Raw genomic sequence first — 16,825 nt, 5'->3', positions numbered from 1 at the left:
GTAACGTTATTTAATAAATTTTAAGGCTTACCTACGTGTTCAAAAAAATTCTAGTTGCTAACCGCGGTGAAATTGCAGTACGTATTGTGCGCGCATGCTCTGAGATGGGCATCAAATCTGTTGCAATTTACACAGATGCAGACCGTCAGGCTTTACATGTTAAAAAAGCAGATGAAGCTTATCATATCGGTGCAGACCCTGTTGCAGGTTACCTCAATGCACATAACATTGTGAATCTAGCCGTTGCTGCCGGCTGTGATGCATTGCATCCTGGCTATGGCTTTTTATCAGAAAATCCAGAATTAGCTGAGATTTGCGAACGTCGTGGCGTTAAATTTATTGGTCCTAACGCGGATGTAATCCGTCAAATGGGCGACAAGATTCAAGCACGTAATGCAATGACCAAGGCTGGCATTCCATGTACGCCTGGTAGTAATGGCAACTTAAAAGACCTTGAAGAAGCTATCACGCTTGCGAGTAAAATTGGTTACCCTATTATGCTTAAAGCAACTAATGGTGGTGGCGGTCGCGGTATTCGTCGCTGTGATAATGAAAAAGAATTATTGGGCAACTACGATCGCGTCATCAGTGAAGCAAGTAAGGCTTTTGGTAAACCTGAAGTGTTTATTGAAAAATGTGTAGTGTCGCCGCGTCATATTGAAGTACAAGTGTTAGCTGACTCACAAGGCAACGCTATCCATTTATTTGAGCGAGACTGTTCAATACAGCGCCGTAACCAAAAACTAATTGAAATTGCACCCTCTCCTCAACTATCTCAAGCGCAGCGTGAGTATATTGGTGGATTGGCCGTAAAAGCAGCCAAAGCGGTTGGATATGAAAATGCAGGTACTGTTGAGTTTCTGCTAGATTCTGACAATACATTCTATTTCATGGAAATGAATACGCGCCTGCAAGTGGAACATACCGTGACGGAAACGATCACAGGTATTGATATTGTTCAAGAGCAAATTCGCGTCGCTTATGGCTTGCCTTTACAGTACAAACAAAAAGACGTGTCCTTTAGAGGTTACGCGATGGAATTCCGCATTAACGCGGAAGATCCAAAAAATGGATTCTTGCCAAGTTTTGGTAAAATTACACGCTATTATGCGCCTGGTGGTCCAGGTGTGCGTATGGATGCGGCGATATTTAGCGGCTATGTGATTCCGCCCTACTATGACTCCATGTGTGCAAAATTGACCGTATGGGCACTCACATGGGAAGGCGTTATTGAGCGCGGGCGTCGAGCACTCGATGACATGATTATTTATGGTGTAAAAACGACCATTCCTTATTATCAAGAAATTCTTAAGCATCCAGAATTTAGGGCTGCGGAGTTTAATACCAGTTTTGTAGAGGCGCACCCTGAGCTAGCGAACTATGCTAACGAAATCCCGCCAGAATTGATTGCGGCAGCGATTTCAGCGGTCATTGCGGCACATGAAGGTATTTAACAAGATTTCCAAGTATTAAAAATTAATTTTAACCTTTGAATTGATAGATTAAAAATATGGCAAAAGTATCTGTTACTGAACTAGTTTTACGCGATGGGCATCAGTCGCTTATTGCAACCCGCATGCGCACCGATGATATGCTACCAATTTGTGCAAAGCTTGATGCTATCGGCTTTTGGTCGCTTGAAGCTTGGGGCGGTGCAACATTCGATGCATGTGTACGTTTTCTTAGAGAAGACCCATGGGAGCGCCTAGCTAAATTACGTAAAGCACTTCCAAATAGCCGCATTAAAATGTTATTGCGTGGTCAAAATTTACTAGGCTATCGTCACTATTCTGATGATGTTGTGCGTGCGTTTGTACAAAAGTCTGCAGATAACGGCGTTGATGTTTTCCGTATTTTCGACGCGATGAATGACTTACGCAACATCAAAACCTCTGTTGAGGCTGTTAAGCAGCTTGGTAAACATGCAGAAGGCGCTATTGCTTACACAACTAGCCCAGTACATGATGTTGCTTATTTCGTTGGCTTGGCAAAAGAGCTCGAAGCCATGGGTTGCGACACGATTGCGATTAAAGACATGGCTGGTTTACTGACACCTAAAAGTACTGGCGATTTAGTAAAAGCCTTGCGTAGCTCAGTTAACTTACCAATTCAACTACATAGCCATGCTACTTCAGGCTTGTCTGCAATGAGCCTGCTAAAAGGTATTGAAGCTGGCGCAAGCATCATTGACACTTGTAACTCCTCTTTTGGCGAAGGTGCGAGCCACTCTTCTACTGAAAGTTTAGTAGCTGCATTGCAAGGCACAGAGTATGACACGGGTCTAGACTTGGGTGCTTTACAAGAAATTACCGCTTATTTCCGAGACGTACGTAAGAAATACTGGCAATTTGAAAGTGAATTTACAGGCGTTGATACTAGAGTTTTAGTGAACCAAATCCCTGGCGGCATGATTTCTAACTTATCTAACCAATTAAAAGAGCAAGGCGCTCTTAATAAGATGGATGAGGTTTTATTGGAAATCCCTAGAGTACGTGAGGATTTAGGTTACCCTCCATTGGTGACACCGACTTCTCAAATCGTAGGTACGCAAGCCGTACTTAACGTGATGACTGGTGCACGTTATAAATCAATTACAAATGAAGTTAAGAACTACTTCCTTGGACAATACGGAAAAGCACCGGCAGCCGTAAATGAAACAATCAAGCAACAAGCTGTTGGTAATGCAGAGGTAGTGAACTGCAGGCCAGCTGATTTGTTAAAACCAGAAATGGCTAGATTGACTCAGGAGGCTGAACGTTTTGCTAAATCTGAGGAAGATGTGCTGACATATGCTATGTTCCCAGACATTGGCCAAACTTATCTACAAGAGCGTAATGCAGGGTCATTAACACCTGAAGTGTTATTAGACAAAAATGCAATTCAATCTAGTGGTCCAAGATTTGCACCGAATGAGTTTAAAGTAACTTTACATGGTGAAACGTTCCATATCAATGTAACAGGTAGCGGCCATGCAGGTGAAGAGCAACGCCCTTACTTTGTGTCGATTGATGGTATCGCAGAAGAAGTAATTGTAGAAACACTTAGTGAAATTGAGATTTCTAACGATGGCTCAGCAAGTAGTGGTAGTAAAAAGAAACTTGCTAACAATACAAGTAGCGGCCGTCCTCGCCCATCACATGCAGGCCATGTTACAACATCGATGCCAGGTACAATTGTTGCCGTTAAGGTAAAGGTTGGCGATAAAGTAAAAGCTGGCGATGGTGTATTGGTGATTGAAGCCATGAAAATGGAAAACGAAATTCAAGCGTCGACTACAGGCGTCGTTGTTGCCGTGCATGCAGTTAAAGGCGATACCGTGACACCGGATGAATCTTTACTTGAAATTCAACCAGAATAACAAATGTATTAATTAACAAACCAAGCCGACGGATATCTACTGTCGGCTTTTTTATTAGTCCTATTTATTATGCAAAACAATCTGATATTAGCCTCATCCTCCATCTACAGACGTGAATTACTAACACGCTTACAAATTCCCTTTAGTTGTATTTCACCTGATGTTGATGAAACGCAGCTAGAAGGTGAATTGCCGCAAGAGACCGCTTTAAGATTAGCTAAAGATAAGGCAATCAAAATAGGTGCTACCCATACAGATGCACTTATTATTGGATGCGATCAAGTGGCAACACTAGATAACATTCAATTAGGTAAGCCATTGAATCATGATAATGCAACCAAACAACTACGTATAATGCGTGGTAGAGAAGTTATCTTTCATAGCGCATTATGTCTATATAACGCAAAAACAAAGAGTATGCAGGCGACTGTTGTGCCTTATATCGTGCAGTTTAGAAACTTAACCGATGCGCAAATTGAAAGTTATCTTTTAAAAGAACAGCCTTATCACTGCGCTGGCAGTGCAAAATCAGAAGGGCTGGGCATTGCAATTATCGAAAAAATGACAGGTGAAGATCCCAATGCGTTGATTGGTTTACCTTTGATTGCTTTAATCAACATGCTTAACCATGAGGGTGTGTCAGTGATATAAATGAACTAAATGCTATTAATTGTTGCCACATTTACCCACTCTCACCTAGAAGGAGTTTGTAATGCCTAATCAATACAAGTTTATCGTACTTTGCGTACTATCTGCCCTATCAAGCAATGTGCTATCCGCAGACACAGAGGAAATCACAAGCAGCTTACATGATCAGCAATCTATCGCTGTTACCATTTATAACAACAATCTGGCTTTGATCAAAGATCAACGTAAAGTGAGATTAAATAGCGGTCTCAATAACCTAGCATTACGTGATGTAAGTGCACAAATCAGACCAGAAACAGCGTTATTGCGTAGTGTTAGTCATAAGGGAAGCTTTGATAGCTTAGAGCAGAATTTTGATTTTGACTTACTTACTCCACAAAAATTACTGGAAAAATATGTAGGAAAAACGGTTCGAATCATTAGTACGAACCCTGCTACAGGTGTAGAAACGAGCGAACAGGCTTCTGTATTGTCTGCAAACAATGGCGTTGTGATGAAAATCGGTAACCGCATCGAAACGGGTATTCCAGGGCGCATTGTGTATGACAATGTCCCAGCAAACCTGCGTGACCGCCCTACTTTAATTACTAAAGTTACCAATAAAACAGTCGGTGAACAATCTGTTGAGTTGAGCTACCTAACAGGCGGGCTCGACTGGAAAGCTGACTATGTGGCTGAACTAAGTCCCAAAGAGGATAGCCTTGACCTATCAGGCTGGGTAACCCTGACCAACACCAGTGGCACTAGCTATCAGAATGCAAAATTACAGCTAGTCGCTGGAGATGTTAACCGCGTACAAGAGGATTACTCTCGCGCCATGACTATGAGAAAAGGAGTGGCGATGGCGGCAGAAGCTGCGGCACCAATGGCTGAGGAGTCACTGCTTGAGTATCATCTATACAGTTTAGATCGCCAGACTACTATTGAAGAGAACCAAACCAAGCAAGTAGCCCTACTCTCAGCATCACAAGTGCCAGCCCGCAAAGAGTTAGTCTTGCGTGGCTCAGACTACTACTACAACTCAAGCTATGGTGACTTAGGCCAAAAGTTAAAAGTAAGCGTGTTTGTAGATTTCGATAACAAAGAGGCTGCAAAGTTAGGTATTCCATTACCTAAAGGCATTATGCGTGTCTATAAAAAAGATAGTCAAGGCAATGCTCAGTTTGTAGGCGAAGACCGTATCGACCATACGCCAAAAAATGAAGCTGTACGCCTTAAACTTGGCGAAGCATTTGACGTCACAGCTGATAAAAAACAGTCTGATTTTAAAACATTACCCCGCCCGTCTAAAGGTAACAGCATGTTTGAAAGTGCTTACGAGATTGTCATTAAAAATGCAAAAAAAGAACGTGTCTCAGTCACAGTACAGGAACCTATTCCTGCAGATTGGAAAATCATCAAAGAAAGCCATCCTAGCCAAAAAGCGACTAGCAACACTGCCGTTTGGAAAATTGACGTACCTGCAGAAGGTAAAGTCACACTCAATTACCGTGTACAAGTGAAATATTAATGACGACTAAAAAAACAGGTACCTTATATTTTATTCCAGTCACGCTTGGTGAAGATAATATCACTAAGGTGCTACCCAGCGAGGTTGTAAAGATTGCCCAACAACTAGATGAGTTTATTGTTGAAAATGAAAAAACCGCACGCCATTTTTTAGGTGCCATTCAACATAGCAAGCCAATACGTGAGCTCGTATTTAAAACATTAAACGAGCACACCAGTGATAAAGAATTGCCAGCACTACTTAACTCATTAATGGCTGGAAAGGATGTAGGTTTGATGAGCGAGGCAGGTTGTCCAGGTATTGCAGACCCAGGTGCAAAACTTGCTGCGCTAGCTCATCATAAAGGTATTCGCGTAGCTCCGTTAGTAGGCCCTTCATCCATTTTACTTAGCCTGATGGCTAGCGGTCTTAATGGACAACGTTTTACTTTCTTAGGGTACTTGCCAAGTGACAAAGCGGCAAGAGTTAATCAGCTAAAAGAAATTGAAAAGCGTTCAAAACAACAAGAAACGCAAGTGTTTATAGAAACACCCTACCGTAACCAGCACATGCTTGAAGACATTCTTAGCAATTGCAATGGTGAAACAAAGCTGTGTATTGCTTGTAACATTAGCTGCGCTGATGAACTGATTGTCACTAAACGTATAAAAGAATGGAAAGCCTCGCCTTTACCGGACTTACATAAAAAACCAACAGTGTTCCTATTATTGGCTTAACGATGATTGAATTAAGGCTTTAACTGGTGCGTAGCTAAGCCTATGCACAGGTGAAACGCCATGCTGACGTAGTAGTGCCATATGTGCAGCGGTTGGATAACCTTTATGCTGTGCAAAACCATACATCGGGTACTGTCGATCTAAGTCATACAATGCTGCATCGCGCGCGGTTTTGGCCAGAATAGATGCGGCAGATATCGCTTGCACCTTACTATCGCCCTTAACAATGGCTTCACAAGGCAAGCTAATTTTTGGCCGTTGATTTCCATCTACCTGTACCAGCAGGTTTAGCTGATCAACACTAGTCAAACCAGATTGGACAGACTCAATTGCACGTTTCATCGCAAGTAAACTTGCCTGCAAGATATTAAGCTGGTCAATTTCCTCGACCGTACTGTAAGCTATCGCCCATGCAAAAGCGTGCTCTTTAATTTCAAGTGCTAATGCGTCACGTCTTTTTTCACTAAGTTTTTTAGAATCGGCTAAACCCCGGATAGGTTTTTCTGAATTGAGTATGACTGCAGCAGCATAAACAGCACCAGCCAAAGGGCCACGCCCAGCTTCATCAACACCACAGATCAACTGATTTTCATTCATTTCAGATGTGAAAGTATAGCAATCGCTGCTTTTTCTGCTGTATTTTGCTTTAATTGATGGTGAATATCAGTAAATTCTTTTTTAATTTCAGCCAGCCTATCTTTATCTTTTACAAGATCTAATGCTGCTTGGGAAATTTTTTCAGCCGTTGCATCATGTTGCAATAGCTCAGGCACCACAAACTTTTCAGCCAAGATATTTGGCAAACCAACATACGGCTGCAAGCGCATACGTTTGAGCAATTGCCAACTCAAATTAGACATACGATATGTAATCACCATTGGCTTTTTAAGCAATGCCGCTTCAAGCGTAGCAGTCCCAGAGGCAACAATCACTACGTCAGCCGCTTCCATTGCATCGTGCGCATGACCAAACAACAGTTGAATAGGTAGCGGTTCTGGCTCGTTATAAATGGCTACTTCAAAAATATGACGTGTTTCGCGCGTAATCAATGGCACTAAAAACACAGCATTAGGTTGTTGCGCATAAATATGTTTAGCCGTTTGTACAAACAAATCAGCATGCTGCTCTACTTCACTTTGTCGACTGCCTGGCAGCATTGCGACGACTAACGAAGACGTTTCTAGCTTTAAAATTTCACGTGCACCAGGGACATTAGGCTCAAGCGGCAGCATATCAGCCAATGGGTGTCCAACATAAGCGACAGGCACACCCTTTTCTTTGTATAAAGCAGGCTCAAAAGGAAACAAGGCCAAAATCTGAGTGACTGCTTTTTTAATTTTTTTGATGCGATTCTTACGCCAAGCCCAGATAGATGGACTCACATAATGAATCGTTTTAACACCTTTATTTTTGAGTTTTTTTTCTAACCAAAAATTAAAATCAGGCGCATCGATACCAATGAATAAGTCTGGTGGATTACTTAAAAAATGGTTCAGCAATTCACGACGCAGCTTTAGCAGACCCCATAAATGCTTAATCACCTCAAGATAGCCACGTACTGATAGTCGCTCTATTGGAAAAAGTGACTTAGCACCTTCGCTAATCATTTTCGGCCCAGCGATACCAATAAACTCTATATCTGGATGCTTTTGTTTAAGTGCTTGTATTAGGTGACTACCAAGTAAATCACCAGAGGCTTCTCCAGCCACGATACCAATTCTAACCATATCGTACGATTAACGGACAATGCCGCGAGTAGACACATTCAGGAAGTCAGTCAATAGACCGATTTCTGGTGTTTTTGATACCATCGCCTCTAGTTCAACTTTAGACTCTTCTAAAGTTAAGCCTTTGCGGTAGAGTGTTTTATAGGCACGTTTAATCTGCAAAATACTCTCAGGTGAGAAACCTCTACGCTTGAGACCTTCAGAATTAATGCCATGTGGTTTAGCATCATATCCTGCGGCTGTCACATACGGTGGGATGTCTTTAAACACAACAGATCCTACCGCAGTAATGACATGAGAACCTATTTTGCAAAACTGATGCACAAGCGTGAAGCCACCTAAAATTGCATAGTCATACATATCAACATGCCCAGCAAGTGATGAGTTGTTCGCTAAAATTGTATGATTACCAACTTGGCAATCATGTGCAATATGCACATAGGCCATAATCCAGTTATCGTTACCAATTTTTGTTGTACCTTTATCTTGGACGGTACCACGATTAAAAGTGCAAAACTCGCGAATGGTATTGTTGTCACCAATTTCCAATAAGGTCGGTTCACCTTTGTATTTTTTATCCTGCGGTGCTTCACCTAATGACGAGAACTGGAAAATTTGGTTATTCTTACCAATCGTCGTTGGGCCATTAATTGCAACGTGGCTGGCAACACGCGTGCCAGCATCAATTTTTACTTGAGGCCCAATGACGGAGAATGCTCCAACTTCAACGCTAGAATCAAGTTCCGCTGAAGCATCTATGATGGCTGTTGGATGAATTTTTGCAGTATGCATTTTAACTTCACTTATTCTTTGTGCGTGGTATGACGCTGACTAACTACTTATTTTTCAATTGCTTTTAATATGCACATCATTTGTGCTTCAGCCACAACAACCCCATCTACAGTAGCAACTCCTGAATACTTCCAAATACCCTTCAGAATACGGTCAATTTTCACATTAAGTACAATTTGGTCGCCAGGTGACACTGGTTTTTTAAAACGGGCGCTATCAATACCTGCAAAATAATACACAGAATCATCAGTAGGTTTAGTATCCATTGTCTTGAACGACAATATGGCAGCAGCTTGTGCCATGGCTTCTACGATTAAAACACCAGGCATCACTGGATGGTATGGAAAGTGACCTGGGAAGTAAGGCTCATTAACACTCACATTTTTAATCGCTGTAATTTCTTTACCCAACTCCATAGACAACACTCGATCAACCAATACAAATGGATAACGATGTGGCAAGTGCTCTAGAATTTCATGAATATCCATACTGGTAGTAGAGGTTGCATTATTAGTCATATTAATCTCGGTTTGCTTCTTATAAAGTGTTTTATCGTTAATCTTTAAATACTTACATTACTTTGCTTTTAGCAAAGTAATCTCATTTTCAAGCTGTTTAATTTTGTCTGCAAAATCATCTAAGTGACGAATTCTTGCAGCCGTACTTAACCATGCTTTATGTGTCTGAAAAGGCATTAATGCAGTGTATGTATCAGCCGCCATCAAAGAGCGGGTAATCATACTGCCCGGTGAAATCGTGACATGATCTGCGATTTCCAGATGCCCCAATATCATTGCCGCTCCGCCAATTTTACAGTGCTTACCAATACGCGCACTGCCTGCGACACCTACACAGCCAGCAATAACTGTATGTGCGCCAATGACACAGTTGTGACCTATTTGAATTAAATTATCGAGCTTTACGCCTTCCTCGATTACGGTGTCATCAATGGCGCCACGGTCAACGGTAGTATTCGCGCCGATATCGACGTTAGCATGAATAACAACCCGTCCAACTTGTGGAATCTTAAGCCATTTGCCAGCTTCCTCTGCGTAGCCAAACCCATCTGAACCAATAATCACACCCGAAAAAAAATGACAATTCTCACCAATTTCACAATGGTGTTTAATGACAACATTAGGTTCTAACCGGGTTCCATCGGCTATTTTTACATCGTTTTCAACCACGCAGCCACTTGTGATGACGACGTGTTCTCCAAGCGTCACATTTTCACCAATAGAAACCAGTGGCCCAATACTGCATGAATCTGGAATACGAGCTGTTGAATGGATAACAGCAGATTCATGAATGCCTTGAGGGACTACAGCTAGCGGGTTTAAAAAAGCAGACAGTTTTGCAAAATACGCATAAGGGTTATCTACAACGATTTTGGGCAGCTCGCTTAAGTTAACATGCGCTTCCCTCATGATAAAAGCACTAGCCTCACTTGCAGCTAGCGCTTTCTGATATTTGCTATCATTAAAAAAACTAATGGATCCTGTTTTGGCATTTGCAATAGACGAAACTCTATTGATCAAGACATTGCCATCACCTACAACATGACCACCTAGCGCACTGACGATATCGTTAAGTGAGTATTGCTGACTCATGTTTTAACTCAAAAAATGTGACGTAATCAAACAAACTGCTTATTTTTTACCTAACATTTTTAATACTTTGTCTGTAATGTCAATTTTCTTACTTGCATAAGCAACGCCACTGTACACAACTAGGTCGTAACCCTCAGCTTCAGACACTGACTGAACAGCCTTGTTAATACGATCTTGCAAAGCGCCTAATTCTTCATTTTTACGTAAGTTAATATCTTCACGCAATTCACGTTGTTTGCGTTGAAATTCAATTTTGATGTTTTGTGCATCGCGCTCTTTAGTGCGACGCTCAGATTCTGAAAGTGTTAACCCTTCTTTATCTAGAATTGTTTCTAAATCTTTAATTTGTTTAGCCATGCGATCAAGCTCTTGTGAGCGAGGACTAAATTCTTTTTCTAATTTTTTACCACTCTCAGCAGTTTGTGGCGCATCTTGTAGAATTTTGTCTACCTGTACGTAACCAACTTTCAAGTCTGCTGATTGAGCGCTCATTGCAAATGTCATCAAACTTGCAACTAATATACTTTTTAAAAAATGACTCACTTAATTTCTCCTAACCCTGCACTGCGAATATGGGCATCATTATGCCATAAGACACTCAATCGAATAAGTAACCAACACTATATTTCGATACGATTGCCTGATAAAAATTTCGTTAGAACTGCTGACCTAACTGAAACTGGATTGCCTGTGTATCATCACCAGTTTTGCTATTCAGAGGTTTAGCAAATACTAATTTCAAAGGACCAAACGGTGAAATCCAACTAAGACCTACCCCCGTCGAATAACGCAACTCACCAAAGTCGTAAGAATCATCTGTTCCAAACACATTACCTGCATCAACAAACGCACTCAGTCTAAATTGTTTAGACTCTTTCAACCCAGGAATTGGAATATACAACTCAGCATTACCCAGTAGGCGCTTAGTGCCACCTAATGCAAAGTCATTGCCAGTCACCGCATCAATACTTCTAGGCCCTAAAGAACCGTTATCATAGCCTCGAACTGTGTTCACGCCGCCCATGTAGAAGTTTTTAAAGAATGGGTATTTACGATCACCATAAGAGTCAGCATAGCCAATTTCACCATTCAGCATCAGCGTATACCCAGTAAATAACTCTTTAAACCATGCATGTTTATAATCTATTTTATAGTACTCTAAATCAAGCACAGGAAGTGCTACCTCCCCGGTCAATCTTTGCAAGACGCCTTTGGTCGTAAACATAATACTGTCACGTGAGTCATGTGACCACCCTGCTGTAGCTACAAGAGAGTTACTGCTACAACCGCTCGCTTTCTCACAAAAGTCTTTATATTGTTGTGGGCTTTCATCGGTCAAATCAACCGATGTAAAGTCAGCTGAAAGACCAAAGTTGAGACCGTCTCTTTCGTTTAGTGGAATACCGAATCTTACGCCACCACCATAAGATGACGTGTTGTAGGTACCGATATTAAGTGAGCTAGTATTAACGTCACGGCGATATAGGTCAATACCGCGGCTTACCCCATCTGGCGTAAAGTATGGGTCGGTATATGACAGTGAATAGGTTGTATTCACTTTGCCTGTATTGACTTGTGCACTGACGCGATTACCAGTTCCCAAAAAGTTATTCTGGTTTACTGTAATACCGAAAACCACACCCTCGTTACTAGACAAGCCTGCACCGAACTGTACACTACCGGTCGATTTTTCTGTGACACTAATATTTAAATCTACCTGATCTGCCGTGCCTGGTACTGCTGGTGTTTCTACATTCACGTCTGAGAAAAAGTCAGTACGTACAATACGCTCTTTTGAACGATCGATTTTATTAGAGGCATACCAAGCAGATTCTAGCTGACGTACTTCACGGCGAATCACTTCATCACGTGTACGTGTATTGCCCATTACGTTAATGCGTCTTACATACACACGCTTGCCTGGATCTACGAAAAAAGTAAATGCTGCGGTGTGTAGTTCTTTATTAATTTCTGGCACTGGGTTGACGTTTGAGAAAGCGTACCCGTCGTTACTTAATCGATCACTAATCGCTTTGCTTGTTTGCGTTACTTTCTCACGACTAAAGGTATCGCCAGCTTGCACTTGAATCAATTGGCGCAATTCATCTTCAGGCACTAACGTTTCGCCAGCCAACTTCACTTCTGAGATGGTATATTTTTCACCTTCAGTAATATTGATTGTAATGTAGATGTCTTTTTTATCAGGCGTAATTGACACCTGCGTTGAGTCAATATTAAACTCAAGATATCCTTTGTTCATATAAAAAGAACGCAAGGTTTCTATATCTGCATTTAACTTTTGCTTAGAATATTGGTCGTCTTTATTCCACCAACTCATCCAGTTTGGTGTCGTTAACAGAAATTGCGCCCGAAGATCCTCTATCGAGTACGCTTTATTACCAACGATATTAATATCACGAATCTTGGAAACTGCACCCTCTTCGATATCAAATCTAACAGCAACACGATTACGCTCTAGCGGTGTTACGACGGTCTTCACAGATGCGCCGTACTTACCTTGTGATAAGTACTGACGCTTGATCTCCTGCTCTGCACGATCTAGCTGTGATTTATCAAAAATTTGACTTTCTGATATACCAACCTGTTTCAAACCCTCTTTCATTTTATCGGTAGGGAATGATTTATTACCACTAAAGTCAATCTGAGCAATGGCGGCACGCTCTTGTACAGTAACGATTAGCACATCATTTTCGGCTTCAATGCGCACATCTTTGAAGAAGCCTGTGTTATAAAGTGACTTAATCGCTTGCGCAGCCAGATCATCATCCATGATCTCACCAACTTTAACAGGTAGGTGACTAAATACTGTGCCTGCTTCTGTTCTCTGAATACCTTCTACACGAATATCTTTTACTTGAAATGGTTCAAGTGCCATCACTGATCCAGCATATAAGCTAGACACAAGCAACAACATAGACTTAAGTTTTAGTTTTGGGTGTTTCAAATTTTGAATTGCCATTCAATTAGCCTGTTATCAATCTGTTTATATCATTATAAAGCGCTAAAACCATCATACATGCGAGTAGAAAAACGCCTATTCTTTGCCCTACATTCATTGCTGCTTCAGATACAGGACGCCCTGTAAAAAATTCAAACATATAATACATCAAATGCCCGCCATCTAATACGGGAATCGGTAAGAGATTCAGCACACCTATACTAATACTGATTAATGCTAGAAACCCGATAAAAACTTTAAAGCCCATATTAGCGCTTTGTCCAGCATAACTGGCAATAGTGACAGGTCCGCTCATTCCTTTCCATGAGACATTACCCAACACCATATTGCCCATCATTTTTAAACTAAAAGTAGCGGTATCCCATGTTTTTTCTACTGCCTTAAGGAATGCGCCTGACACCGAATAGTGCGTTGTAATAAAGAATTGATCTAACTCACTTTGCTGCATATTGAATCCAGCACCGATACGACCTATCTTTTCATCATTTTCAATAATAGCTTCAGGGGTAACGCTGAGCGCCATTAACTGATCATCGCGCTGAATCAATAACGCAATTTCCGTTTCAGGATGTGATTTAATTTCTTTGACGAAGGAATCCCAGTCACTAACTTTGGCTTTATTGAGTTCAAGCACAAGATCATTGGTTTTTAATCCGGCTTGTTCAGCAGGGCTGCCCTTAACCACCTCGCCAATTTTAGGCGAAATTTTAGGCATCTCTACAATAAAACCGACCTTATCTAAAACATCCAGCTTCTCATCATCAAAGTCGATATTGGACACATTGAGTTGATAAGACTTGATTTCTTGTTGAGGATTAATCGTTTGTATTGCAATGTCAGTTTTCTTTAATGTCTCTTTCAACAATAACCAACGAACATCCTGCCAGCTGCTAACGCTTTGATTGCCGACTTTCTGAATGACCTCATCGGCTTGTAAATTCAATAAAGCAGCTGGGCTGTTTTCTATCAACTTACCTACTGTAGGTTTGATGCCTACAACACCTGTCATGAATAAAATCCAGTAAAGAAAAATAGCGAGTAGCAGATTTGCAAACGGGCCTGCCAATACGATGGCTATTCGCTTGCCTACGCTTTGCCTGTTCAAAGCACGTGACATATCTTCACTGCTTACATTTGACTCGTCAGGCGATGCTTCTTCCCCAAGCATTTTCACATAACCGCCTAGTGGAATGGCTGCAATCACATACTCTGTCTGATCTTTTCCAAACCGTTTACTCCATAGTGGCTGGCCAAAACCTATAGAGAATTTCAGCACTTTTACACCGCACCACCTTGCTACTTGAAAATGACCATACTCATGGACAGTCACAACAATGCCTAGGGTAAGTATAAAAGCGAGGACTGTTAACATAGCAATTGGTATCGAGTAATCAGGAGATATGACATATCGTTAATGAACAAGCGTTTTAAGCCAGGATTTTGCAACACGTCTTGCACTCGCATCAACATCGACCAATTGTGGTATTGATATGACGGCCTCAATACTGGATGCCGTTAAAACGGATTCGATTAAAGCAGGAATATCCATAAAACCAATCTGATCGGCGAGAAACGCCTCAACAGCCACTTCGTTGGCTGCATTCAAAATGGCTGGTGCAGTGCCGCCAGCATCTAATGCTTCATAAGCCAGACGTAAACAAGGGAACATATTTTGGTCAGGTGCACAAAAGTCTAGTCGTCCAATCTTGAGCAAATCTAAACTGCTTACACCACTCACTAACCTGTCTGGATAGCCTAAGCCGTATGCAATTGGTGTACGCATATCAGGATTACCTAATTGTGCCAGTACACTACCGTCGTTATATTCAACCATCGAGTGTATGACACTTTGAGGATGCACAACCACCTCAATTTGGGCAGAAGTTGCGTTGAATAGCCAATGAGCCTCAATAACTTCCAACCCTTTATTCATCATTGTGGCAGAATCAATCGTAATTTTTGGACCCATCACCCAATTTGGATGATTCAAAGCCTGCGCTCGAGTTACGCTACGTAGCTGCTCAATCGTTGCATTACGAAATGGGCCGCCAGATGCGGTTAATAAAATCCGTTTGACACCCATGTCGGCTAAAACTCGTGTGCGCTGATATGGCATCACCTGAAATATCGCATTATGCTCGCTGTCAATTGGAAGCAAGGTCGCACCACCATCAATAACGGCTTGCATAAACAAATTGCCAGCCATCACTAGTGTTTCTTTGTTTGCCAACAAAATACGTTTACCGGCGCGCGCAGCGGCCATCGCTGGATGTAAGCCTGCAGCACCAACAATTGCCGCCATGACCACATCGACATCTTGATGCGAAGCAACGTCACTAAGCGCGGCCTCACCTTGCAACACTTCAGTAGCTAAACCAGCGCCTTTAAATTTAACAGTTAATGCTGAGGCGGCTTCCGCAGACAACATGACTGCATAGCGCGGCTCATGCTTTACGCACAAATCAAACAAACTCTGTACGTTTGTACTTGCTGTTAAAGCAAATACTTTAAATCGCTCTGGATGCTGGCTAATCACATCTAAAGTTTGTGTGCCTATCGTGCCGGTTGCGCCAAGTATCGTCACCTGTTGTATCGCACCTTGGGTAGCTGCACCATTACTATCAACTGCTGATGCATTAACCATGCACATTTAACCCTGAAAATTGTAAACCATCAATAAAAAGCAGAACCATTGGCAGTGTTGGGATAAACCCATCAATTCTATCTAAAATACCACCATGCCCTGGCAACAACTGCCCGCTGTCTTTTAATCCAGCTTGGCGTTTCATTAAAGATTCCACCAAGTCTCCCATGATGCTAAATGCAACCAGCAACCATAATGCAGGGATTAACCAAGGATTTAGTTGTTGATAAAAACTAAGCAACCCACCATAAACAGTGACTGCAGCAAGCGCACCTAACACACCTTCCCATGTCTTTCCTGGACTAATATTAGGTGCCAGCTTATGGCGACCGAAACGCTTTCCTGCAAAATATGCAGCGCTATCTGCCAAACTAACGGTAGCTAGCACACCAAGTAATAGCCAAGGATTAATTTGATGCAATCCAACCAGTGCAATCCATGTGGCGGCAATCAGTAAAACACCTGTAACACTCATCATAAAACGATTCTGACAAGTTTTACGTTGTGACAGCCATAAAGGCGCCACAAGAATCCAAAACAAGGCAGAAAGACCCAACAAAACCAAATTAGCAATATGCTGATATGGCGCTAAACTAGTGTTTGTTATCAGTAACAGAAAAATACCCGTTAACATAGCAAAAGCAATATAGCTAAAAGACTGAGTGCGACTAAGCTTGATCAAATTAGCCCATTCAGCAACGGCAAATAATGAAATAGCAAGTGTGAGCAACGCCCATACTTGTCCAGATGCTAAAAATACAGTCAACAATAGACCAGTAACCAACAATATTGCGGTAATCACACGAGTTTTTAGCATTTTTATATCATTTTGTTAATTTA

The 16,825-nt window shown here is 41.7% G+C and carries 15 protein-coding genes; 5 read left to right on the top strand and 10 right to left on the bottom strand.

Annotated features, from left to right (window positions below; translation table 11 throughout):
- The first annotated feature begins 35 nt into the window (after positions 1 to 35).
- The 5 genes from FG24_RS10225 (at position 36) to FG24_RS10205 (ending at position 6,232) form a co-directional block, all read left to right on the top strand.
- The gene (locus tag FG24_RS10225) at positions 36 to 1,454 is read left to right on the top strand and encodes an acetyl-CoA carboxylase biotin carboxylase subunit (RefSeq protein ID WP_036303176.1); all 1,419 of its coding nucleotides are present in this window, start codon (positions 36 to 38) and stop codon (positions 1,452 to 1,454) included.
- A gap of 56 nt (positions 1,455 to 1,510) precedes the next feature.
- Entirely contained in the window at positions 1,511 to 3,358 is a 1,848-nt protein-coding gene (gene oadA, locus FG24_RS10220) for a sodium-extruding oxaloacetate decarboxylase subunit alpha (RefSeq protein ID WP_036303174.1), read from the top strand.
- A 69-nt stretch (positions 3,359 to 3,427) separates the two neighbouring features.
- Complete coding sequence (locus tag FG24_RS10215; protein ID WP_036303172.1) at positions 3,428 to 4,009, top strand: Maf family nucleotide pyrophosphatase; 582 nt, start codon at positions 3,428 to 3,430, stop codon at positions 4,007 to 4,009.
- 61 nt (positions 4,010 to 4,070) lie between these two features.
- The gene (locus FG24_RS10210) at positions 4,071 to 5,516 is read left to right on the top strand and encodes a DUF4139 domain-containing protein (RefSeq protein WP_036303169.1); all 1,446 of its coding nucleotides are present in this window, start codon (positions 4,071 to 4,073) and stop codon (positions 5,514 to 5,516) included.
- Entirely contained in the window at positions 5,516 to 6,232 is a 717-nt protein-coding gene (locus FG24_RS10205) for an SAM-dependent methyltransferase (protein ID WP_036303166.1), read from the top strand. The genes FG24_RS10210 and FG24_RS10205 overlap by 1 nt, the downstream gene beginning before the upstream one ends.
- Here the strand turns inward: FG24_RS10205 and rnhB are convergent.
- From rnhB to FG24_RS10155, 10 genes are all read right to left on the bottom strand, one after another.
- Positions 6,221 to 6,829, bottom strand: coding sequence for a ribonuclease HII (gene rnhB, locus FG24_RS10200; protein WP_036303163.1), 609 nt, complete (start codon positions 6,827 to 6,829; stop codon positions 6,221 to 6,223). The genes FG24_RS10205 and rnhB overlap by 12 nt on opposite strands.
- Positions 6,826 to 7,959: a lipid-A-disaccharide synthase gene (gene lpxB / locus FG24_RS10195; RefSeq protein ID WP_036303161.1), complete on the bottom strand. Its 1,134-nt coding sequence runs from the start codon at positions 7,957 to 7,959 to the stop codon at positions 6,826 to 6,828. The genes rnhB and lpxB overlap by 4 nt, the downstream gene beginning before the upstream one ends.
- 9 nt (positions 7,960 to 7,968) lie before the next feature.
- On the bottom strand, positions 7,969 to 8,751 hold the full coding sequence (lpxA, locus tag FG24_RS10190; protein WP_036303158.1) for an acyl-ACP--UDP-N-acetylglucosamine O-acyltransferase: 783 nt from the start codon (positions 8,749 to 8,751) through the stop codon (positions 7,969 to 7,971).
- Positions 8,752 to 8,798: 47 nt separating this feature from the next.
- Entirely contained in the window at positions 8,799 to 9,269 is a 471-nt protein-coding gene (gene fabZ, locus FG24_RS10185; RefSeq protein WP_036303155.1) for a 3-hydroxyacyl-ACP dehydratase FabZ, read from the bottom strand.
- 57 nt (positions 9,270 to 9,326) lie between these two features.
- Positions 9,327 to 10,361: a UDP-3-O-(3-hydroxymyristoyl)glucosamine N-acyltransferase gene (lpxD, locus tag FG24_RS10180; protein ID WP_036303153.1), complete on the bottom strand. Its 1,035-nt coding sequence runs from the start codon at positions 10,359 to 10,361 to the stop codon at positions 9,327 to 9,329.
- A 39-nt stretch (positions 10,362 to 10,400) separates the two neighbouring features.
- A complete protein-coding gene (locus tag FG24_RS10175; RefSeq protein WP_036303150.1) occupies positions 10,401 to 10,904 on the bottom strand; it encodes an OmpH family outer membrane protein in 504 nt (167 codons plus the stop codon).
- A 112-nt stretch (positions 10,905 to 11,016) separates the two neighbouring features.
- Positions 11,017 to 13,341 (bottom strand): outer membrane protein assembly factor BamA, encoded by a 2,325-nt coding sequence (gene bamA / locus FG24_RS10170; protein WP_036303147.1) that lies wholly within the window; start codon positions 13,339 to 13,341, stop codon positions 11,017 to 11,019.
- 4 nt (positions 13,342 to 13,345) lie between these two features.
- A complete protein-coding gene (rseP, locus tag FG24_RS10165; RefSeq protein WP_036303145.1) occupies positions 13,346 to 14,713 on the bottom strand; it encodes an RIP metalloprotease RseP in 1,368 nt (455 codons plus the stop codon).
- A 39-nt stretch (positions 14,714 to 14,752) separates the two neighbouring features.
- Positions 14,753 to 15,985, bottom strand: coding sequence for a 1-deoxy-D-xylulose-5-phosphate reductoisomerase (ispC, locus tag FG24_RS10160; protein ID WP_051901518.1), 1,233 nt, complete (start codon positions 15,983 to 15,985; stop codon positions 14,753 to 14,755).
- Positions 15,978 to 16,802 (bottom strand): phosphatidate cytidylyltransferase, encoded by an 825-nt coding sequence (locus FG24_RS10155; RefSeq protein WP_036303142.1) that lies wholly within the window; start codon positions 16,800 to 16,802, stop codon positions 15,978 to 15,980. The genes ispC and FG24_RS10155 overlap by 8 nt, the downstream gene beginning before the upstream one ends.
- Positions 16,803 to 16,825: the final 23 nt, after the last annotated feature.

The sequence above is a fragment of the Methylotenera sp. L2L1 genome, assembly GCF_000744605.1.
In the GTDB taxonomy this organism is placed as follows: domain Bacteria; phylum Pseudomonadota; class Gammaproteobacteria; order Burkholderiales; family Methylophilaceae; genus Methylotenera.
This window is presented reverse-complemented; position numbering and strand designations above follow the sequence as displayed.

Excerpts from the sequence above, each read along its gene's own strand:
- oadA (WP_036303174.1), top strand. The coding sequence starts at position 1,511 with ATGGCAAAAGTATCTGTTACTGAACTAGTTTTACGCGATGGGCATCAG.
- FG24_RS10215 (WP_036303172.1), top strand. The coding sequence starts at position 3,428 with ATGCAAAACAATCTGATATTAGCCTCATCCTCCATCTACAGACGTGAA.
- FG24_RS10210 (WP_036303169.1), top strand. The coding sequence starts at position 4,071 with ATGCCTAATCAATACAAGTTTATCGTACTTTGCGTACTATCTGCCCTA.
- FG24_RS10205 (WP_036303166.1), top strand. The coding sequence starts at position 5,516 with ATGACGACTAAAAAAACAGGTACCTTATATTTTATTCCAGTCACGCTT.
- rnhB (WP_036303163.1), bottom strand. The coding sequence starts at position 6,829 with ATGAATGAAAATCAGTTGATCTGTGGTGTTGATGAAGCTGGGCGTGGC.
- lpxB (WP_036303161.1), bottom strand. The coding sequence starts at position 7,959 with ATGGTTAGAATTGGTATCGTGGCTGGAGAAGCCTCTGGTGATTTACTT.
- lpxA (WP_036303158.1), bottom strand. The coding sequence starts at position 8,751 with ATGCATACTGCAAAAATTCATCCAACAGCCATCATAGATGCTTCAGCG.
- fabZ (WP_036303155.1), bottom strand. The coding sequence starts at position 9,269 with ATGACTAATAATGCAACCTCTACTACCAGTATGGATATTCATGAAATT.
- lpxD (WP_036303153.1), bottom strand. The coding sequence starts at position 10,361 with ATGAGTCAGCAATACTCACTTAACGATATCGTCAGTGCGCTAGGTGGT.
- bamA (WP_036303147.1), bottom strand. The coding sequence starts at position 13,341 with ATGGCAATTCAAAATTTGAAACACCCAAAACTAAAACTTAAGTCTATG.
- rseP (WP_036303145.1), bottom strand. The coding sequence starts at position 14,713 with ATGTTAACAGTCCTCGCTTTTATACTTACCCTAGGCATTGTTGTGACT.
- ispC (WP_051901518.1), bottom strand. The coding sequence starts at position 15,985 with ATGGTTAATGCATCAGCAGTTGATAGTAATGGTGCAGCTACCCAAGGT.
- FG24_RS10155 (WP_036303142.1), bottom strand. The coding sequence starts at position 16,802 with ATGCTAAAAACTCGTGTGATTACCGCAATATTGTTGGTTACTGGTCTA.